Annotated in this window: 17 protein-coding genes; 3 read left to right on the top strand and 14 right to left on the bottom strand. The window is 70.3% G+C overall.

What is annotated here, in order from left to right:
- Positions 1 to 14: 14 nt before the first annotated feature.
- A complete protein-coding gene (locus tag KZX17_RS06745; RefSeq protein ID WP_248169988.1) occupies positions 15 to 1,025 on the bottom strand; it encodes a glycoside hydrolase family 6 protein in 1,011 nt (336 codons plus the stop codon).
- Between the two features lie 30 nt (positions 1,026 to 1,055).
- Between KZX17_RS06745 and KZX17_RS06750 the strand changes: the two genes are divergently transcribed.
- On the top strand, positions 1,056 to 1,751 hold the full coding sequence (locus KZX17_RS06750; RefSeq protein WP_248169987.1) for an endonuclease/exonuclease/phosphatase family protein: 696 nt from the start codon (positions 1,056 to 1,058) through the stop codon (positions 1,749 to 1,751).
- A gap of 6 nt (positions 1,752 to 1,757) precedes the next feature.
- Here the strand turns inward: KZX17_RS06750 and KZX17_RS06755 are convergent, their stop codons facing one another.
- From KZX17_RS06755 to KZX17_RS06780, 6 genes are all read right to left on the bottom strand, one after another.
- Positions 1,758 to 2,312, bottom strand: a complete 555-nt coding sequence (locus KZX17_RS06755; RefSeq protein WP_248169986.1) for a cell wall protein — start codon at positions 2,310 to 2,312, stop codon at positions 1,758 to 1,760.
- Between the two features lie 101 nt (positions 2,313 to 2,413).
- Complete coding sequence (locus KZX17_RS06760) at positions 2,414 to 4,204, bottom strand: DUF4012 domain-containing protein (protein ID WP_248169985.1); 1,791 nt, start codon at positions 4,202 to 4,204, stop codon at positions 2,414 to 2,416.
- Between the two features lie 35 nt (positions 4,205 to 4,239).
- Positions 4,240 to 5,370 carry a hypothetical protein gene (locus KZX17_RS06765; protein ID WP_248169984.1) on the bottom strand — a complete coding sequence of 377 codons (1,131 nt, stop codon included), beginning with the start codon at positions 5,368 to 5,370 and terminating at the stop codon, positions 4,240 to 4,242.
- The gene (locus KZX17_RS06770; RefSeq protein WP_248169983.1) at positions 5,367 to 7,004 is read right to left on the bottom strand and encodes a cell wall metabolism sensor histidine kinase WalK; all 1,638 of its coding nucleotides are present in this window, start codon (positions 7,002 to 7,004) and stop codon (positions 5,367 to 5,369) included. Before KZX17_RS06770 ends, KZX17_RS06765 begins: the two co-directional genes overlap by 4 nt.
- A gap of 37 nt (positions 7,005 to 7,041) precedes the next feature.
- Positions 7,042 to 8,580, bottom strand: a complete 1,539-nt coding sequence (locus KZX17_RS06775) for a sugar transferase (protein WP_248169982.1) — start codon at positions 8,578 to 8,580, stop codon at positions 7,042 to 7,044.
- Between the two features lie 67 nt (positions 8,581 to 8,647).
- Positions 8,648 to 10,297 carry an ATP-binding protein gene (locus KZX17_RS06780; protein WP_248169981.1) on the bottom strand — a complete coding sequence of 550 codons (1,650 nt, stop codon included), beginning with the start codon at positions 10,295 to 10,297 and terminating at the stop codon, positions 8,648 to 8,650.
- Positions 10,298 to 10,385: 88 nt separating this feature from the next.
- On the opposite strand from KZX17_RS06780, the gene KZX17_RS06785 reads away from it, so the two are divergent.
- Positions 10,386 to 10,754 carry a response regulator transcription factor gene (locus KZX17_RS06785; RefSeq protein WP_248169980.1) on the top strand — a complete coding sequence of 123 codons (369 nt, stop codon included), beginning with the start codon at positions 10,386 to 10,388 and terminating at the stop codon, positions 10,752 to 10,754.
- A gap of 2 nt (positions 10,755 to 10,756) precedes the next feature.
- Here KZX17_RS06785 and KZX17_RS06790 read toward each other — a convergent pair whose 3' ends face one another.
- Genes KZX17_RS06790 through KZX17_RS06800 form a run of 3 tightly spaced genes read right to left on the bottom strand, consistent with a single transcriptional unit; the run spans position 10,757 to position 14,831 of the window.
- Entirely contained in the window at positions 10,757 to 12,436 is a 1,680-nt protein-coding gene (locus tag KZX17_RS06790) for a hypothetical protein (protein ID WP_248169979.1), read from the bottom strand.
- A 1-nt stretch (position 12,437) separates the two neighbouring features.
- The gene (locus tag KZX17_RS06795; protein WP_248169978.1) at positions 12,438 to 13,328 is read right to left on the bottom strand and encodes a hypothetical protein; all 891 of its coding nucleotides are present in this window, start codon (positions 13,326 to 13,328) and stop codon (positions 12,438 to 12,440) included.
- Positions 13,329 to 13,331: 3 nt separating this feature from the next.
- Positions 13,332 to 14,831, bottom strand: coding sequence for a polysaccharide biosynthesis tyrosine autokinase (locus KZX17_RS06800; protein ID WP_248169977.1), 1,500 nt, complete (start codon positions 14,829 to 14,831; stop codon positions 13,332 to 13,334).
- Positions 14,832 to 14,915: 84 nt separating this feature from the next.
- Between KZX17_RS06800 and KZX17_RS06805 the strand changes: the two genes are divergently transcribed.
- Positions 14,916 to 15,434, top strand: a complete 519-nt coding sequence (locus tag KZX17_RS06805; protein ID WP_248169976.1) for a DUF4916 domain-containing protein — start codon at positions 14,916 to 14,918, stop codon at positions 15,432 to 15,434.
- On the opposite strand, the gene KZX17_RS06810 is transcribed toward KZX17_RS06805, so the two are convergent.
- Genes KZX17_RS06810 through KZX17_RS06825 form a run of 4 tightly spaced genes read right to left on the bottom strand, consistent with a single transcriptional unit; the run spans position 15,422 to position 19,021 of the window.
- A complete protein-coding gene (locus KZX17_RS06810) occupies positions 15,422 to 15,688 on the bottom strand; it encodes a Dabb family protein (RefSeq protein WP_248169975.1) in 267 nt (88 codons plus the stop codon). The genes KZX17_RS06805 and KZX17_RS06810 overlap by 13 nt on opposite strands.
- Before the next feature lie 21 nt (positions 15,689 to 15,709).
- Positions 15,710 to 16,732: a GDP-L-fucose synthase gene (locus KZX17_RS06815; protein ID WP_248169974.1), complete on the bottom strand. Its 1,023-nt coding sequence runs from the start codon at positions 16,730 to 16,732 to the stop codon at positions 15,710 to 15,712.
- The gene (gene gmd, locus KZX17_RS06820) at positions 16,690 to 17,718 is read right to left on the bottom strand and encodes a GDP-mannose 4,6-dehydratase (RefSeq protein WP_248169973.1); all 1,029 of its coding nucleotides are present in this window, start codon (positions 17,716 to 17,718) and stop codon (positions 16,690 to 16,692) included. The genes KZX17_RS06815 and gmd overlap by 43 nt, the downstream gene beginning before the upstream one ends.
- Positions 17,719 to 17,749: 31 nt before the next feature.
- Complete coding sequence (locus KZX17_RS06825; RefSeq protein ID WP_282443341.1) at positions 17,750 to 19,021, bottom strand: glycosyltransferase family 4 protein; 1,272 nt, start codon at positions 19,019 to 19,021, stop codon at positions 17,750 to 17,752.
- Positions 19,022 to 19,023: the final 2 nt, after the last annotated feature.

Below are 19,023 nucleotides of genomic sequence, written 5' to 3' on the forward strand. Positions count from 1 at the left end.
GCGTGGGACAGGAGTCAACGGGCGTCGCTCGTGAGCTCGACGGCAGCCTCGGGCCAGAAGACGCCCGCAGCGGGTCCGCCGTTGCAGGTGCCGTCGCTCTCGCCGGGCGGTTTGATCCACAGGTTCGTGTCGACCACGTCGTCGTGGAAGGTGCCGCCGGGCTCGCCGACGAGCTGCCCCGGCGGGTTGCACCACTCGCCGCCCGAGGTGGCGGCGCCGCTGCGCGAGGTGTCGACGATCGCGTGCGCGCCGTCGACGAGCGGCGACAGGGCTGCCGCGTAGGCGAACTCGTCGGCCGCGGACTGGTAGTTCGAGACGTTGGTGGCGAAGCCGCGCACGCGGTCGATGACGCCGATCTGCCGGATGAGGTCGGCCATCTGGTCGGGCGGCAGCCAGTTGCTGTGGCCGCCGTCGATGTAGATCCACGTGTTCGGCGTGCTGATGCGGTCGACCGCGTCGCCGAGCTGGCGGGCGCGGTCGGCGATGTTGCCGCAGTCGGGGGCGAGCGCGATCGAGTCGGGCTCGAGGATGACGACTTTCCGCACCTCGGGCGCGGTGTCGAGCGCGGCGCCGATCTCGTCGAGCCACGTCGGGTAGTCCTCTTCGGACAGTCCGCCCGAGGAGTGGTTGCCGCAGTCGCGACCGGGCAGACCGTAGACGACCATCGCGACCGAGCGGTCCTGCTCGCGCGCCTGCGCGATGAGGCTCAGGACGGTGTCGCCCGCCTCGCCGATCGGGTCCTGCTCGGGGGTGAGCCAATAGGCGGTGGGCTGCGCGGCGAGGTAGTCGGCGGCATCCTTCTGCTCGCCGGAGAGGTCGCGCGCAGCGGCTGCGGCCTTCGCCTCGGCGGGCGCGACGACCTCGGTGCCTTCACCCGGGGGCTGCGCCGTGAGGGCGTGGATGCCGCGGGTCACGGCGCTTCCGATGACGCCGACCAGGACGAGCACCAGGACCAGCGCGGACACGATGGCGATGGGCACGAGTACGCGGGCCGGCGGCATCCGCAGCTTCTTCCTGGGAGCCACTCTTGCACTCTAGTCATAGGCTGATGCTCGATGATCACCGTCGTCTCGTACAACCTGCGCAAGCATGCCGCGGCGGGCGAGCTCACCGAACTCGTGAGCCGCTACGACGTCGATGTGTTGTGCCTGCAGGAGGTCGACACCACCGACATGCCCGAGCGCATCGGCGGCCTCGTGCTCGCCGACGCGACCCGGTCGAACCGGCTGGGGCTCGCCATCTATTACCGCGAGAACGGCTTCCGCGCGGGAGCCAGCCGCACCTTCTCGCTGAAGAAGTCGCTACATGACATCGTGCTGAAGCCCGCCGATGAGCGGATGCTGGGCCTCCATCTGCGTGACATCGACGACGGCACCGACTTCATCGTGGCGTCGTTCCATGCCGCGCCCCTTACGGCGCTCAACTCGCTGCGGCGCCACCAGATCCGCGCGGCACTGCGGGAGCTGTCGACGCTCGGCAAGGGCGACCCGATCCTCATGGTCGGCGACTTCAACTACCCGGTGTTCAAGGAGAACCTCGGGCAGGTGGTGCGCGAGAGCGGCTACGAGCTGAGTCTCAGCGACGCGCGCACGTACACGCGCTACAAGTTCTTCAAGGGCTACTACGACTTCGCGACCTCGAGCGGGTTCGAGATCGAGCAGGTGAAGACGCTGCCGCAGGGCGCGAGCGATCACCTGCCGATCCTCGTGACGGCGAAGCCGATCGTGAAGCGCAAGCCGTCGGCGGCCTGAGACGCTTCAGTCGTCGTTCTGCGCGCGGTGTCGGCGGAGCGCTGCCGCGACCACGACGACCACACCGGCCGCGAGCAGCGCGCCGGCGCCCACCCACAGCCCCATGAGCTGCCCGCCGTCGAAGCCGGCGCGCACGAGCACGTCGTCGCTCTGGCTGGCGTCGATGACGGCGCTCGCCGTGCCGCCGGCGGAGCTGGCCGAGACGGCGGCGATGTTGTAGACGCCGCGGGCGTCGGAGGGCAGCGTGATGGCGATCTCGGGGAGTGCGCCGTCGGCGTCGGACTCGGAGACGGTGCTCGCGGTGGAGACCTCGGTGCGGAGCATGCCGAAGCTCGCGCCGGCGCCGTTCTCGCCCGTCACGGTGACGGTCACGGATTCATTGGGCGCGAAGCTGTTCGCCTCGCACGAGAAGGCGATGGTGTCGCCGGGTCCTGCTCCCTGCGCCGTGGACGAGCACGCGTCGACGGGCGGGTAGATCGTGGATGCCTGGGCCACCGCGGGCGCGCCGACGAGGGCGGCGGCGAGGAGGGCGGCGGAGAGGGGGAGGGTCGTGCGGCGCATGGTGCTGCTTTCGGCCGGGCGGGGGTGCTTACGCGAGTGTAACCGAGGGTGGCGCGGAACCGGGTTTCGGCCGGATGACGTTCGGCTGAACGCGGACCCGGTCAGCCGAGGATTCCGGCGCCGGCGCAGCTGTTGCGGACGACCGGCGAGACCTTCGCATCGGCCGTCGGCGTCACCCAGGCCTCGGCTTCGGTGATGTCGGTGTCGGCGCGCACCGAGATGGTGACGGTCTCGCTCTGACCCGGCTCGAGGTCGACCGTGTACGCGAGCACCTGGCGGCCGTCGACCATGCCGCCGGCGAAACCGCGGCCGGTGGAGATGAGTGCCGTCGTGACCTCGAAACCCTCGGGAAGGTAGATCTCGCCGACGGTCCGCGTGATTCCGGCCGGCACGCCGTTGCCGCCGCCGCCGGTGATGTATTCCGGCAGCGATGTACGGGCGTCGGCCGGTGCGTCGTTCGTGAGGGTCACCTCGAGGTCCAACGTCCGCGGAGTCGAGCCGGTGCCGCACCCGGACCACCCGACCTGGACGTCCGGCGCGATGTAGTAGTCCATCTTCGAGCCCGTGCCGTCGTTGAAATAGACGCCGAAGCGAGCGGTGTCGTCGTCGTTGCGGGGCGGTGCGCCCGCGAGCGTCGTCTCGGCGAGGATCTGCTGCTCGCGCTCGTCCGCGCTCCAGAGCAGGAGGCGATGCTCCGTGCCGGCGCGACCGAGGGCGCCGATCAGCGCGCCGGGGTCAACACCGCCTGTGGTCAGCGCCTGGAACACGGCCGCGGCGGCGGACGCGAAGACCGCATCCTGTGCGTCGGGGTCGTCGTATCGCAGATAGACCTCGTTCATCAAGAATTGCGCCGCGTTCTCACTCGTGAGCTCATCGCCCGTCGGCAGCTGGAGGGGACCCGTGGCTTCGAGGAGATACGACAGCGCGACGGGGTCGATCGAGATGACGCTCGAGACGTCGACGCCCTCGCGCGCCATGAACTCCCTGCTCAGCTCCGCCGTCAGGGCGAAGTCGGGGACCTGCGTCACGTTCTGGAGGAAGCGGCCCGGCTTCGCCTGATAGATGGCGGCGTATTCGCCGAGATCGAGGATGGAGTCGGCGTACTGCTCGACATCCCGAGCCGCGACCTGCTCACCCAGCTCGATGCGGCCCGCGTCGGCACGCAGTGGCGTCGCCGCGCCGACGATGCCGCCGAGCGAGCGCCATTCCGCATTGTTCTGCACGAGCAGGAGGTGGTCGCGGGGGCCGTCGGAGCCGAGCATCGTCGGCAGGAGCGCGCTCGCGCGGGCGAGGGCGTCGGTGCCCGAGGCGACCTGCGACACCAGCGCGTCGACGTCGTCCACGGCGCCGGCGAGCGGCGCGACGAGCGGGGCCCGGTCGATGTCGGCGAGCTCCGCCTGCGCACGTGTGGCGACGTCGGCGGCACCCGTCGCCGGCTCTGCGAGTGCGGCGAACACCGCGGTGTCGATGCGTCCGTCGACCGGGATGAACGCCTCGACGCCGAAGCCGTCGGCGACGGCGGCGATCGGCTTCGCCGTGCCGGTGACGACCTCGTCGAGCGCCTCGGCGACGTCGGCGACAGCGGCGAGCTGGGGGCCCATCCACGGGACGCCCTCCGCGCCCTGCCAGATCGGGTCGGAGGTCAGCTCCCGCGCCTGGCCGGTGTGGCCGGCGAGCTCGTCGATGGCGTCGCTCGCGGCCGAGAGGTCGCCGATCTGCTCGGCGATGGCAGGTGCCTTCTCCTGCGCCGACGCGAGGTGGCTGTAGGCGAGGAACCCGCGGACGCCGATCCACCCGATCGCCAGCACCGCGAGGACGATCGCAGCGACGGCGATCCACAGCACGATGCGTCCGGCGGTGCGCGCGGCAGGGGGCAGGAAGGTCTCGGGCATCGGGTCGATCCTAGACGGCGCGTGTGTCGGCCGAGTCAGCTGGCGAAGACGGCCCGCTCCCAGCGATCGCCGCCGGAGATCTGCGCGTGCTCGGCGGCGTCGGCGGCCGATGCGCGCAGGCGACCGAGGTCGTAATCGGCGAGCGGGGCAGCGGCGACGCCGATGCTCGCCGACAACCGCACGGGTACCGCCTGCTGGTCGGTGACGGTGGCGATGCGCTCGAGCAGACGCGACAGCAGGCCGCGCACCGCGGTGTCGGGGCGGGGGAGCAGCACGAGCACCTGGGTCGGCGAGACGCCGTGGATGTCGGCTTCGGGCGGCATGATCGCGCGGATGTCCTCGGCGAAGCGTGTGGTCACACGGTCGAAGGCGCGACCGCTGGATGCCTCGAGCAGCTCGGCCGGGTCGTCGAGCCGCACGTCGAGCAGCGTCCACCAGCGATCGCCGGCCGCCTGCGCGCGATCGAGTCGTTCCTGCGCCACTGCGGCGAAGTCGACCGTCTCGCGGGTGCGGATCTTCGCGTCGCCCCCGCGCGCGAGGGCGAGAAGGGTCACCAGGGCGCAGACGAGGTAGACGCTCGCCACCAGCTCGTTGAACGGCAGCAGGGGGAGGAGCGACGGCTCAGTGCGGGTCAGTGAGCCCGAGAGGGCGGAGATGACGGCGTCGATGACGAAGGAGATCGACAGGACGGCGAAGCCGAGGGCGGCGACGACGAGGGGCATGACGAGTCCGCGCAGCGGCTTCTCGACGCGGGCGAGCTCGGTCGCGGACAGCACTGATCCAACGGCCGCGACGACGAAGATGATTCGGTAGAGCAGGCCGTACCATTCGGTGTCGGCGAGCAGGACGAGACCGGCGGTCAGCACGCAGAACACGAGGATCGTCGGCACGAGGAAGATCGGTTCGACGCCGCGGCGGGCCCGGAGCCCGACCCACAGCAGCGCCACCGCGCAGAGGATGGGCCCGTGCGCGAGCGCCCGCAGGAGCGACGACTCGAGCACGTCGGCGGCGACCAGGAGGTAGCTGCTCACCATGGCTGCGGCGAACGCCCCCGACCAGATCGAGATCGCTCGGCCCGGGAACGGCAGGAAGCCCAGCCCGATGATGATGAGGGTGCAGAGGGTCGCGAGTGCGACGAGCACGACCGTCACGTCGAGCGTGTTCACGTCGGACCCCCCTCCGCAGTGTCAGCGGACGGCAGCAGGACGGTGATGGTCGTCCCGCGGCCGAGCACGCTCTCCACGGCGATGCTCCCGCCGTGCGCTTCGACGATATCGCGCGAGATGCCCATGCCGAGCCCGGTGCCGCTGATGCCCTCGTCCTGTACGCTCTGCGCGCGGAAGTACGGGGTGAACACGCGCTCGACGTCTTCGGGCGACATCCCGATGCCCTCATCGGCCACCGCGATCGCGACGGCGCCGTCGTCGTCGAGGCCCGCGACCACCCGGACCGTGCCGCGGTCGCTGTACTTGATGGCGTTGCTCACGATGTTGTCGATGACCTGTCGCATGCGGAACTCGTCGCCGCGCACCGGCAGGGGGCCCGCGACGGTCCCGTCGATGCGCAGCTCCGATGCCGCGGCTGCCGGCTCGAACGCCTCGATCGACGCGGCGACCAGGCCGGCGGCGTCGAACGACGCTGCGGAGTCGTCGGCATCCTTCGTCTGGGCCAGCAGCCCCTGGATGAGGGTGAGCATGCGCTCGCTGGCCGATTCGATGACCCCGAGGTGATCGCGCTGCAGGTCGGTGAGGCCGTCGCTCTCGAGCAGGAGATCGGCGTGGCCCAGGATGGCCGTGAGGGGGTTGCGCAGCTCGTGCGAGACGACCCTGGTCAGGGTGGGCTGCTCGCGCTGCGCCTCGGAGATCGCGGTGAGGTCCTCGAGCTCGATGAGGAACGTCGGCTCGCCGAGCGAGTTGGCCTCGGCGGGACGGATGGCGAGGCCGAGCGCGCGCCAGGTGCCGGTGCGGTCGAACAGCCAGAGCCGTTCGTTCTCAACCGTCTCACCGCGCCCCGCTCGGGCGACCGAGGTCTCGGACGGACCGAGTGCGCGACCGCGATGGTCGGAGTACTCGATCGCGCCGCCGGTGGAGAAGCGCAGGTCGCGCGGGTCGAGGGAGTACAGCTTGCGGTACGCGGCGTTCGCCGAGACGATCTCGCCCCCGGCGCCGATGCGGGCGAGGCCCACCGTGATCGAGTCGAAGACGGCGTTGACCCGCCGCTCGGCGGCCTGCACGCGTTGCAGGGTGCGGTCGAGCCGGTTCGCCTGGCGCCGTGTGAGATGCCGGAAGGCGCGGGTGCGGCGCGCGCCGACGATGATCGTGATGCCGAGGAAGGTGAGCGCGAGCAGGACGATGAGCAGCTCGAGAATGACCGCCGCCGGAAAGCCCCAGTGCGTCGGGTCAGAGATGCCCATGACTGCGACGATCACGAGCGAGACGACGAGCTCGGGGATGCCGTAGTAGGTCGCGACCCACGCGATCGGGAAGACCCAGAGGAACCCGAGGCTCGATTCGGCCATCGCGAGGAACCCGATCGCGACCACGTCGACGACGGGCAGGAGGAACGCCGCCGACTTGGGGTACCTCGCCCACGGCAGCACGAGCGCCGCGGCCGACACGGCGACGATGAGGATGAGTCCGACCAGAAAACCCGGGCTGACCATCAGTGCGACGTCGAGGATCGCGACGACCACTGCGATGACCACGACGCTGAAGGTGAAGATCAGCTGCCACTGCCACACCGAACGCACACGGGTTCCGATGAGCTGACTGTCAGCCCAACGGCTTTCGTAAATCGGCATGAGGAGCCTAAGTGTAACGAGGAGCCGACCGGGCAGGTCAGAAGGCGGTGTCGCCGGGCAGCAGGGCGGCGCGCGCGGTCTTGAAGAGGATGACCACGTCGCCGACGAGGGTCCAGTTCTCGACGTAGGACAGGTCGAGGCGCACCGATTCCTCCCACGACAGCGACGAGCGCCCGCTGACCTGCCAGAGCCCCGTGATCCCGGGCTTCACGAGGAAGCGCCGGTGCACGTGGTCGGCATACAGCTCGACCTCGCGGGGCAGCGGCGGACGGGGTCCGACGAGCGACATCGAGCCGCCGATGACGTTGAACAGCTGCGGCAGCTCGTCGAGGCTCAGCCGGCGCATGATGCGCCCGATCGGGGTGACGCGCGGGTCGTGCTTCATCTTGAAGAGCACGGCGTTGCCGGCATCCCGCTCCTGGTCCATGAGCGCTGCGAGGCGTGCTTCGGCGTCGACGACCATCGAGCGGAACTTCAGCATCGTGAACTCCCGGCCGCCGTGGCCGATGCGCTGCTGGCGGAAGAACACCGGGCCGGGGCTGGAGAGGCGGATCGAGAGGGCGAGGAAGGCGAGGACCGGGCTGATGAGGATGACGCCGACGACGGCGGCGACGACGTCGACGATGCGCTTGAGTACGCGCTGGCCGCCGCTGAAACGCGGCGTCTCGACGTGCAGCAGGGGCAGGCCCGCAACCGGGCGGCTGCTGATGCGGGGTCCCGCGATGTCGGCGATGCCCGGGGCGAGCACGAGGTGCTGACGGCCGGCCTCGAGTCCCCACGAGATCTGCTTGACCTTGTCGGCGGGCAGCTCGTCGGTGCTCGTCACGACGACCGTGTCGGCCTTCGAGACCTCGAGCGCGGTGGGCAGCGCCGAGATCGACCCCATGATCGGGATGCCGGTGCCCTCGATCGTGTCGGCGACGGCCCCGCCCGGGACGCAGGCGCCGACGACGTGGTAGCCGGCGCTGGGGGTGCGGAGCAGCTCGTTGGCGATGTCGACGACCGACCGGCGCGACCCCACCAGCAGCACGCGAGCCGAGTACGCGCCCGAGCTGCGCTTCGCGATCAGCCAGTGCCGCCAGAGCCAGCGCTCGAAGAGCAGGATCAGGATGCCGAGGGGCAGGCTCAGCAGCAGGAAGCCGCGCGCGACCTCGATCTGGGTGAGGAAGGCGATGATCGCGATGACGCCGAAGAGCGTCACGCTCGACCGGGCGATGCGGGCGTACTCGGCGCTGCCCGCGCCGATGACGCGGTGGTCACGGGTGTCGGCGAGGCTGAGCGCCAGCATCCAGACGATGATGAGGGCGGTCGACGCGGCCCAGTACGAGACCTCGCCGTCGACGAGCCCGCCTTCGATGGCGAGGTCGGCGGCACCGAACCCGAACCAGGCGATCTGCGTGCCGAAGACGACCCAGACGAGGACGAGCAGATCGCTCATCCAGAGCCGGCGGGCGTAGATACGGCGCCAGTTCTCGACGGGCTCGTCGCGACGGGCCACCGGCACTGTGCGCTCGGGGCCGCGGTCGTCCGTCGATTCCGCCGTCACGGTGCTCGCTGCGCCTCGGTCGTACCCCACCTGGAGCCCCTTCCCCCCGCCGGGGAGGCTAGCAGGAGGATGTGACACCCGTGTGTCGCGGAGGTCATCACGAGACACTCACGTCGGCGGGGGCGGCGGGCAGGCTGAGCACTGCCGTGACGCCGTGACCCGGCCGGGAGTCGATCGTCACGTCGCCACCGTTGCGACGGGCGAGATCCCGGGCGCTTGCGAGGCCCAGACCGAGGCCGCCGGCGCTGCGTCCCTCGGCCTCGCGGCCGCGGTAGAAGCGTTCGAAGGCGTTCGCGAGCGTCTCGGGTGACATCCCCGGTCCGTCGTCGATCACCGAGATCTCCACGTGGTCGCCCGACCGAGCCGCCGAAATCGTGACGACGCCGGCTTCGGCGAACGTGACGGCGTTCGAGACGAGGCTCCACAGCGCGCGTCGCACGTCGGCGTCGTCTGCGAGCGCACGCTCCTCGGTCGGCACGACGCGTATCTCCGTGCGGCGGGCCGTCGCTTCGGGTGTGTGGGCGGCGCGGGCGTCGGCGATCACCGCGTCGAGCGGCACGACTCCGCGCTCGCCGCCGGCGCGCTCGATCGCGAGGTCGTCGAGCAGTCCGGTGAGGCGACCGGCACCTCGGCTGATCGCGTCGGCCCAGCTGCGCTGCTCGTCGTCGAGTGGCGAATCCTGCAGCAGGTCGGTGTACCCGACGATGTTTGTGAGGGGTGTCCGGAACTCGTGGCCGGCGACGGTGGCGAAGTCCTCGCGCTGGCGCTCGAGGTCGAGCTGTTGGGCGAGTGCTGCGGCGCGTGCCCGCTCGGCGACGGCGACGTCCTCTGCCGCCCGCACGGCCAGGAGCGCGGTCCGGCGTGCGTCGTACCGTGCGGCGGCGACGAGCAGGGTGAACACCGCGACCGAGCTCATGAACACCACGAGGGTGACGGCGGACGCGGTGCGGTCGAGGTCGCCGAAGGAGAACGTGCCGCCGGCCGTGATCGTCAGCAGGAGGATGGCGACGCACACGACGAGCGAGAGCGCCACCGACACCCGGAACGGGAACCGCAGGCACCCCGCTGCGAGCACGGCGAAGACGAGGAAGGAGAGGTGCGCGTACGCCACGGGACCGAAAGCCACGGCGATGGTGAGACCCACCGTGACGCAGAAGATCGCGACCTCGAGGGGGCGGACGGGGAGGGGGCTGCGCGGCGGGAGGATCGCCAGACCTCCGATGAGCATGATCGCCGAGCTGTGCGAGGCGAAGGCGACGACGGAGACGGGGAAGAATGTCGAGCCCAAGAAGAGGACGCTCAACGTGCCGACGACCGTCCCGAGCACGGCGGCGCCGACGAAGGATGCCACGACGAAGCGCACCGCGTGGGTGAGGTCCATGAGCCGGAAGCCATCGCGAGCGCGGCCGAGCGCACCGATCACGACGGCGGCCTCGAGGGTGTTGGCGAGACCGAAGAGGAGGGCCAGGGGCCACGGGCGCCCGGCGACGGCGTTCGACGCGGCGGTCGCCGCGAAGATCGCGACGAGCGCCCAGGCCCGCTGAGACGGCGCCGAGCGCAGCGCGAACCACACCGACAGGCCTGCGGCCGGCCACCAGATCGCGATCGGAAGGTCCGGCGCGCGCAGCGTGAGGCCCGCGATGCCGAGCGCGAAGATCCCCAGGGGAACGGCGATCCAGAAGATCCACGGCCGCCGCCGGCCGCCGCTCCGAACGCGCTCGATCGGCGGCGCGGAGGGGGTCGTCACGCGTACACCGTACAGTCCTGCGCGCCCACGTGTATCCTCATCGCATCGCCGATGTCTCGTTCGGCTAGTGATCCCGAGGTGGCCGCCCATGGCGCATGTCCTGGTGGTGGAAGACGACGCCGATGTCGCGTCGCTCCTGCAGCACGTCCTCTCGGGTGTCGGGCACGAGGTCGACGTCGCCCCCGACGGCGGTGCCGGCCTCGCGGCGGCGTACCAGCGGCATCCCGACATGGTCATCCTCGACTGGATGATGCCCATCAAATCGGGCATCGAAGTCTGCTCGACGCTGCGGTCGGATCCGCACTTCTCGCAGACGCGCATCATGATGGTGACGGCGCGCTCGTCGCCGCAGGACGTCTCGCGTGCGAAGGCCGCGGGCGTCGACGACTACGTCGTCAAGCCGTTCACGCCGCGGCAGCTGCGAGAGCGCGTCGCGACCCTTCTCGGCGCCGTCTGATCTCAGCGCGCCTGCCCGAGCGAGGCGGGCACGTCGAAGACGCCGCGGAGGACGACGTCGTCGCCGTCCTGTCGGATGGTGGTGTGCGCCGCACGTGTGCCGAGCCCTGATGTCAGCGCCTCTGTCGCGAGCTCGCCCGCGCTGCGGATCTGGACGGTGAGGCGTGCAGCGACGCGGTCGATGTCGATACGGGCCGCCCGTGCGCCGGAGTGCTTGACCGCGTTGACGAGTCCTTCGTTGACGAGCGCTGCGGCGGCATCGCCGAGCGAGGGGAGGGCCAGCGCGTCCCGGGCGTCGGGCGAGACCGCGAGGTCGACGTCGAGGGCGACGGACCACGCGTCCACGAGGTCGTCGACGCTTTCACCGGTGGTCGCGACAGTCGCCGCCGACCGCACCTCGTCGAGGATCTCATCTGTCTGCGCGCGGAAGCCGGCGAGCGTCGCATCGTCGGGGGTGTGTTCGTCCGCGTGCGCGGCGAGGATGACGCAGCGACCCTGCAGGCGGCCGTGCAGCAGGTCGGTGGCGCGGCGCATCGGCGCCCGCGCCGCCTCGACGGCGGCCGCCAACGTGCGCGCCGATTCGCGGAGCACAGCCGTCGCGCGCGCTTCTTCGGCCCGCGCCCGCCGATAGGCGTCGACCGACAGGCTGATGACGACGGCGATGAGCGGCACGCCGACGAGCGGCACGAGGCCGAGGGCGCCGACGTCGGGCACGAGCGCGTACGTGAGTGCCAGGACGCCGAAGCCCGCGACCAGCCACGTCGCGAGGAAGACGAGCCCTCGGAGCCGCGGCGGCGCCGGGCGCGCAGCGCGGTTCAGGGCACCGGCGGCCAGGTCGAGCGCGGCGCAGGCGAGCACCGCTGCCACGGCGACCGACGGGCCGCCGTGGGCGAGACCGAATGGAAGCGTGGCGGCGACGTAGGTGAGTCCGACGGTGAGGGGTGGGGTGGTGCCGAGTCTGCCGAGGACCGGGATGCGCTGGCTGCCGCCGACGGCGAGGTCGGCGGCCGGCGCATGAGGCGTCGCGACGAGGGTGTCGACCCGGTGGCTCGCGTCGCGCACCCGGGCGGAGTACGCGCTGACCGAGTCGTAGTCGACCGTGCCGGCGAGCATCCGGTCGCGGGTGTCTCGCAAGTCGTCCGCGACGTCGCGAAGCGTCGCCGCCGACTCGTCTCGCGAGCGTGCGGCGTCGGCGATGCCCGCTCGCATCCGGGCCCCGGCGAGCCGCAGGCGGAGGGTCGTGGCGCGCAGCCGGCGGTGGTAGGTGACGGCCACGGCGCAGACGGTGAAGAGCACCGTGCAGGTGACGATATTCGTGGCGATGCGGGTCGGCCAGTTGGCTCCGGTCGAGACGCCGAACAGCGTCGTGCTCACGGCATCGTTCAGGAACGGTCGGCCGGCGGACACGGCACCCAGCGTCGCGACGACGACAGCGGCGCGCACTGCGGCCGACGCGACGCGTCGCTCGGCCCACGCGGCACCCAGGCCGAGGAGGATGAGCGGGGGACTGCCCGCAGCGGCGACGGCGACGCCGCGCAGGTATCCGACGAACGACGCGTCGCCGACGCTGGGGACGGACAGGAACGTGCCCACCGTGAAGGCGAGCAGCAGCGACCAGCGGGTGAAGTACTGACCGCTGACGAACGGTGCCGTCAGGACGCGCAGCGCACGAGCCGGCCGCATGTCAGCGCGCCGTCACGGTCAGCTCGTCTCCCGCCCACAGTCGGATGGCGTCGGAGGACAGGGCCAGGGCCGCAGGGGAGGATACCTCGGCCGACACGCATTCGAGGTCGGCCGGCTCGGGTGCCAGCGCCGCGAGCTGCACGCCGTCGCAGTCGGGGGTCACCAGTGCCGCGACGACGTCGCCGTCCAGCACGTCGAGCGCGATGACGCCGTCGCCGAGCTCGCTCGTCTCGCCGCTCTCGATCGCCCAGGCGGTGCCGTCGCAGATGAGCGCGGCGATGTCGCCGCCGGCGCGGAGCGACCACGGCGTCTCGCAGGGGGCGTCGACCGGCTCGCCGTCGATCACCGCGGTCGCCCCGTCGAGGTAGGTCGACTCGGGCAGCAGCTCCTCGTAGGGCGACCAGAAGGTGCCCTGCGTGAAGGTGCGCAGCGCCTGCGTCTCGCAGTCCGCGTCGACGTCGGCGACGAGGTCGGCCTCGGTCTCGGCGAAGGGCAGCAGGTCGCGGACCTGCGCGATGCCGCGGTAGGTGGGGGTGACGTCGACCCAGCTCTCGCCGTCGTCATCCGATCGCTCGACGGTGGGTGCGGTGTCGCCGCACGCGCCGGCGGTCGCGCGCCAGAGGGTGTCGGTACCCGCGGCAAGAAAGCGCTCGTCAGCGCCGGGTGCGGCGATGGGTGAGGCGGTCGCTTCGGGTGTCGGGGACGCCTCGGCGTCGGGTGTCGTGCCCGGTGTGAGGGTTGGCAGGGGACGGGCCTCGCGAACCGTGTTATCGCCGCGCCCCCGGTCGAGGGCGAGCGCGACGAGGCCGGCGACCCCGACCGCCAGCGCGACGACGAGGACGGCGACGACTGCTGAGGGCAGTCCGCGGCGTACCGGTGACCGGCGTGCCATGGGTCAGCGGGGGGCGTCGGTGGCGTCGCGCGCCTCGCGGCGCGAGCCGAGGTCGCCGATCGCGGGCGCGGTGTCGGGGACGACGGCGACGGGCGTCTTGCGCTTGCGTCCACGGGCAGCCTTCGGCTGCTCCTGCATGTAGCCGTAGCCGCCGTATCCGTAGCCGTATCCGTACCCGTTGTAGTACGAGTCCGGTCCGCGGGTGGGCACCATCGACATGACGAATCCGGCGACCTTCGCGCCGACCGTCTGCAGCGCCTCGACGGCGCCTTCGAGCTGGTGGCGGGTCACCTTGCCGGCCGAGGCGACGAGGATGGCGCCGCTCATGCCGCGCGCGAGGATCGCGGCGTCGGTGACGGGCAGCAGCGGGGGCGCGTCGCAGAGGACGACGTCGAAGTCGCGCTCGAGCACGTCGAGGAGGGTCGACATCTGCTTCGAGCCGAGCAGTTCGCTCGGGTTCGGCGGGATCTTGCCGGCGGGCAGGACGAAGAGGCTGCGGCCACCCCAGGGGAGCATGACGTCGCCGACGCGGACGCGCCCGATGAGCACGTCGGTGAGGCCGACGCCGCCCTCGATGCCGAGGTACTCGGCGACCTTGGGCTTGCGCAGGTCGGTGTCGAGGAGCGCCACCTTCTTGCCGGCATCCGCGAGGGCGATGGCGAGGTTGATCGTCGTGGTCGACTTGCCCTCGCTCGGGACGGAACTCGTGATGACGAAGCTGGCGCGCCCGCCCATGTCGAGGAACTGCAGGTTGGTGCGAAGGGCGCGGAACGACTCGGCGCGAGGGCTGAGCGGATCGGCGTGGACGATGAGCGGCCGCTCTTTGGCCTTCGCGTCGTACGCGATGGCGCCGAGCGAGGGTGCGGAGGTGATCTGCTCGGCCTCGCGCGGGGTGCGCACCTTGTTGTCGAGGACGGTGCGGAGCACGGCGACACCGATGCCGAGTGCCAGGCCGACGAGCGCGCCGAGCGCGAGGTTGAGCGGCACGTTGGGGCTGGCGGGGGCGAGGGCGGGCTGCGCGTCGGAGATGCGGGTGATGCGGATGGGGCTGCCGCCCTCGCCGATCTCGGGCTCGATCTCCGGCACGACGGTCGACAGACTCGCGGCGATCTGGTTGGCGAGGTCGGCGGCGGCGACCGGGTCGGGGTCGGACACGGTGATCGAGACGATCGTCGTGTTGAGCGCGGAGGACGCGCTGACGCTCTCGGCCAGCGTCTCGGCGGTGACGCCGAGGTCGAGCTCAGCGATGACCGGGTTGAGCACGATGGGGGTGGTGACCAGCCCGACATACGTGTTGATGCGGGTCTGCGCGAAGTTCGCACCCTGCTGGATGTCGGAAGCCGTGCCGCCGGTCTGCGTCGAGACGGCGACGCTGCTCGACGACTCGTATATAGGAGTGCGGGTCAGCGAGTAGGCCGCTGCAGCTCCCAGTCCGACGAGCGTGAGCACGACGATGATGAGCCAGTTCTTGCGGAGGACGCGGATGTAGTCGCTGAGCTCCATGGTGCCTCTCGTGCCTCCGCCCGGGTGGGGCGTCCGAACATTGCGGTTCAGTCTGCCATAGGGGTGTGTCGGGCACGTGACGCGGTGGAGTCCGCACGGCTGCGCCAAGATCGTCGAGTGACGTATCTGCCGGACGATGTCTACGCGCTCATCGAGGGATCCGTGCCGATCCTGTGTGTCGACTTCTTTCCCTTCGAGGTCGCGCCCGAGGGCGGTGAACGGGTGGGCTTGATCCTGCGGCACTCGCCGTTCGGCGACGTGTGGTGTCACCTCGGCGGTCGTGTGCATCGTGGTGAGTCGCTGCGCGCCGCGGTCGATCGGCACGCCCGCGACACTCTCGGCGTGTCTGTCGAACTCCCGTGTGATCAGCCGGACTACGTCTACCAATGGTTCCCCGCTGACATCGCGCCGACCGACGGCACGGCTCACGGCGACGACCCGCGCAAGCACTCCGTCGGGCTGACGTACCTGACGCGGTTGGCCGGTGCCCCGACGCCGCGGAACGAAGCGCTGGACTTCCGCTTCTTCCCGGTAGACGCGCTGCCCTCGCCGATGTGGCCGGGTTCCGCCGATCTCCTCGAGCGAGTGCTTCAGGCGCGGTAGTCGCCGATCCACCAGTCCGAGATCTCGGCCATCCGGGCGGCGACGTCACGATGACGCGGGTCTGTGCGGAACGCCGCGAACGCGTCCTCATCGGCGAACGTCGCATCTTCGATCAGGATGCGGCCCTTCCGCTCGTCGAGCGACCGCGCGATGCGCCAGTCGTCAACGCAGGGCAGGTCGGCCAGCGATTGCAGGGCGTCGACCGCGCGCGTCACGTCGTGCTCTTCCACGTCGTCATGGATGCGGAAGAGCACGACGTGACGGTAGGTCACTGCTTACTCGCGGATGGTGTCGACGTGGTCGCGGTACCAGCCGACGGTGCGCTCGAGGCCTTCCTGCAGGCTGATCTTCGCGGTCCAGCCGGCTTCGGCGAGCTTGGAGACGTCGAGCAGCTTCTGGGGCGTGCCGTCGGGCTTCGAGGTGTCCCATTCGGTCTCGCCGGAGAACCCGGTCACGCCGGCTATCGTCTCCGCGATCTCGCGGATGGTGACGTCGGTTCCGGTGCCGACGTTGACCTGGTCGGGTCCGTCGTAGTGCTCCATGAGGTGCAGCACCGCGTCGGCCATGTCGTCGGAGTGCAGGAACTCGCGGCGAGGCGTTCCCGTGCCCCAGTTCGTCACGGCGTCGGCGCCGGTCTTCGCGGCGTCGTCGTAGCGGCGGATGAGGGCGGGGAGGACGTGCGACCCCTTGGGAGAGAAGTTGTCGTTCGGGCCGTACAGGTTGGTCGGCATCGCGCTGATCCAGGGCAGCCCGTACTGGCGGCGGACCGCCTGGGTGTGCAGGATGCCGGCGATCTTCGCGATCGCGTAGGCGTCGTTCGTGGGCTCGAGGTGCCCGGTGAGCAGCGAGTCCTCGCGGATGGGCTGTTCGGCGAACTTCGGGTAGATGCACGACGAGCCCAGGAACGCGACCCGCTCGACGTCGTTCGCCAGGGCGGCGTCGAGGACGTTCGTCTGGATGCGCATGTTGTCGGAGAGGAAGTCGACCGGGTAGGTGCTGTTGGCGAGGATGCCGCCGACCTTCGCCGCCGCGAGCACGATGTACTTCGGCTTGGTCTCCGCCATGTAGGCGAACACATCGTCACGGTCCTTCAGATCGAGCTCTGCGGAGCTCTTGCCGACGACGTTCGTGAAGCCTCCCGCTTCGAGCTTGCGGACGATGGCCGAGCCGACCAGGCCGCGGTGGCCGGCGACGTAGAACGTCGCGTCGCGGTCGAGTTCGCCGGGGGTGTAGGTGACGCCGTCAGAGGCGGCGGTCACTTGGTTCCCCACGACGCGAGGTTGACGGTGTCGATCCATGCCGGACCCTTTTCGAGTGCTTCCACGTCGGCGTCAACCATCAGCTTCGCCAGTTCCTTCCCGTCGATGGTGGGGACCCAGCCGAGTTTGTCGGCGGCCTTCGACGGGTCGCCGATGAGGGCGTCGACCTCGGTGGGGCGCAGGTAACGCTCGTCGAACTTCACGAACTCCTGCCAGTCGAGTCCGACGTGCCCGAAGGATGTCTCGAGGAAGTCCTTGATCGTGTAGCCGACACCGGTGCCGAGGACGAAGTCCTCAGGCTCGTCGACCTGCAGCATCCGCCACATGCCCTCGACGTATTCCGCGGCGTAGCCCCAGTCGCGGATCGAGTCGAGGTTGCCGAGGTAGATGTCCTTCTGCACGCCGGCCTTGATGCGGGCGACGGCGCGGGTGATCTTGCGGGTCACGAAGGTCTCACCGCGGCGAGGGGACTCGTGGTTGAAGAGGATGCCGTTGACGGCGAACATGTCGTACGCCTCGCGGTAGTTCTTCACGATCCAGTACGAGTACAGCTTCGCGACGCCATAGGGGGAGCGCGGGTAGAAGGGCGTGTCCTCGCCCTGCGGGGGCGGGGTCGCGCCGAAGAGCTCCGAGGTGGATGCCTGGTAGAACCGCGTCTTGATGCCCGAGAGGCGCACCGCCTCGAGCAGGCGGATGGTGCCGGTGCCGGTGGTGTCGGCGGTGTGCTCGGGCTCGTCGAACGAGACGCGCACGTGCGACTGCGCGGCGAGGTTGTAGACCTCGTCGGGGTTGATCTCGCTCATCAGCGTGACCATGCGGGCGCCGTCGCTGAGGTCGCCGTAGTGGAGGAAAAGCTTCGCGGACGGGTCGTGCGGGTCGACGTACAGGTGATCGATGCGGTGCGTGTTGAAGGTTGACGCGCGACGGATGAGACCGTGCACCTCGTAGCCCTTCGAGAGCAGCAGTTCGGCGAGGTAGGAGCCGTCCTGTCCGGTGATGCCGGTGATGAGTGCGCGCTTGGTCACGTGAGCTTTCCCCCTGGGCTTGTCGAGGCTCTCAGCTCGCCGACGCGACGGTCCGCGGAGGCCGCGCACGGTCTCCGTCGATGAGCGTTCCGAGAAGAGTAGCGAACGATTCGATCGCGAATGTTTCGTCGAGCACCGTCTCGCGGTAGCGCTTGCCGTTCGCGCCGAGTGCGGTCGCACGATCGTGGTCGCGGCCGAGGTCGAGCGCGGCATCGAGGAGCATCCGGGGGTTCGCCGCCGGTACGACGACGCCGGCGCCCGCAGCGCGGATCTCGTCGGCGGTGATTCCCTTCACATCGGTGGCAGCGAGCACCGGACGTCCGCTGGAGAAGTAGGACGTGAGCTTGCTGGGAACCGCCATCTCGCTGACGCCCGGGTATTCGTTAACGAGCAGGATGTCCGCCGCGGCCAGCGCTGCAGAGAACTCAGCATCGGGGAGCGGGTCGATGAACTGCAGCGAGGCGACGCCTTCGCCCAGCTGCTTCAGCCGATCGCGCTCGCCGCCGCCGCCCATGAGCACGAAGCGGACTTGATCGCCACGTTCGTCGGCGAGCTCGGCCGCGTCGACGACGTTGCCGAGGCCCTGCTTGATCCCCATGTTTCCCGCGTGGAGGACGACGATCTCGTCGCCCCAGCCGAGCGCGGCTCGCGCCGCAGCGCGGTCGACCGGTGCGGAGGGGGCGAGGTGCGTCCAGTTGCGGACGACATGGATGCGCTCGCGAGGGATGTCGAAGTCGGCGCTGACCCGGTCGGCGAAGCGGTCGTGGATGACCACGACGCCGTCGGCTTCCGAGAGCAGCCACTTCTCGGTTGCGCGGATGACGCGGCTGCTGAGCCCGCCGTCCTGCCCGGTCTCGCGCAGTCCGAGCCAGTAGAGGTCCTGCACCCACACGACGAGCGGCGTGCCGCGGTGGAGCAGCTTCATGCGCAGTGCAGCCGCTGCCGACGAGAAGAGGGCCGGCGAAACGGCGACGACCGCGTCTGGGGTTTTGAACGGGGCGAACAGTAGGCGCGCGCCGAAGCTGAGCTCTGACAGCAGGCGACGGATGCCGCTCGGCTTGCGCGGCACGTAGTGACGGACGCGGTGGGCGCTGATGCCGTCGAGAAGTTCCTTGCGCGACCACTGTCCGTAACCTGGCGATACACGCCACTCCGGATAATGAGGATGCGTCGTGACCACGTGCGTCCGGTATCCCAGCCTCGTCAGGCCACGCGACATCGCACCGGTGTAGGGGGAGATGCCGGTCGGTTCTGGAGGGTAATTGACTCCAAGTACAGTGACTGCGGGGGCGGGACGCGACATGC

The sequence above is a fragment of the Microbacterium sp. EYE_78 genome (assembly GCF_023149035.1).
In the GTDB taxonomy this organism is placed as follows: domain Bacteria; phylum Actinomycetota; class Actinomycetes; order Actinomycetales; family Microbacteriaceae; genus Microbacterium.

What these genes read in the sequence shown, in the direction of transcription:
- KZX17_RS06750 (WP_248169987.1), top strand. Translation starts at nt 1,056, where the DNA reads ATGATCACCGTCGTCTCGTACAACCTGCGCAAGCATGCCGCGGCGGGC.
- KZX17_RS06755 (WP_248169986.1), bottom strand. Translation starts at nt 2,312, where the DNA reads ATGCGCCGCACGACCCTCCCCCTCTCCGCCGCCCTCCTCGCCGCCGCC.
- KZX17_RS06760 (WP_248169985.1), bottom strand. Translation starts at nt 4,204, where the DNA reads ATGCCCGAGACCTTCCTGCCCCCTGCCGCGCGCACCGCCGGACGCATC.
- KZX17_RS06770 (WP_248169983.1), bottom strand. Translation starts at nt 7,004, where the DNA reads ATGCCGATTTACGAAAGCCGTTGGGCTGACAGTCAGCTCATCGGAACC.
- KZX17_RS06785 (WP_248169980.1), top strand. Translation starts at nt 10,386, where the DNA reads ATGGCGCATGTCCTGGTGGTGGAAGACGACGCCGATGTCGCGTCGCTC.
- KZX17_RS06790 (WP_248169979.1), bottom strand. Translation starts at nt 12,436, where the DNA reads ATGCGGCCGGCTCGTGCGCTGCGCGTCCTGACGGCACCGTTCGTCAGC.
- KZX17_RS06795 (WP_248169978.1), bottom strand. Translation starts at nt 13,328, where the DNA reads ATGGCACGCCGGTCACCGGTACGCCGCGGACTGCCCTCAGCAGTCGTC.
- KZX17_RS06800 (WP_248169977.1), bottom strand. Translation starts at nt 14,831, where the DNA reads ATGGAGCTCAGCGACTACATCCGCGTCCTCCGCAAGAACTGGCTCATC.
- KZX17_RS06815 (WP_248169974.1), bottom strand. Translation starts at nt 16,732, where the DNA reads ATGGATCGACACCGTCAACCTCGCGTCGTGGGGAACCAAGTGACCGCC.
- KZX17_RS06825 (WP_282443341.1), bottom strand. Translation starts at nt 19,021, where the DNA reads ATGTCGCGTCCCGCCCCCGCAGTCACTGTACTTGGAGTCAATTACCCT.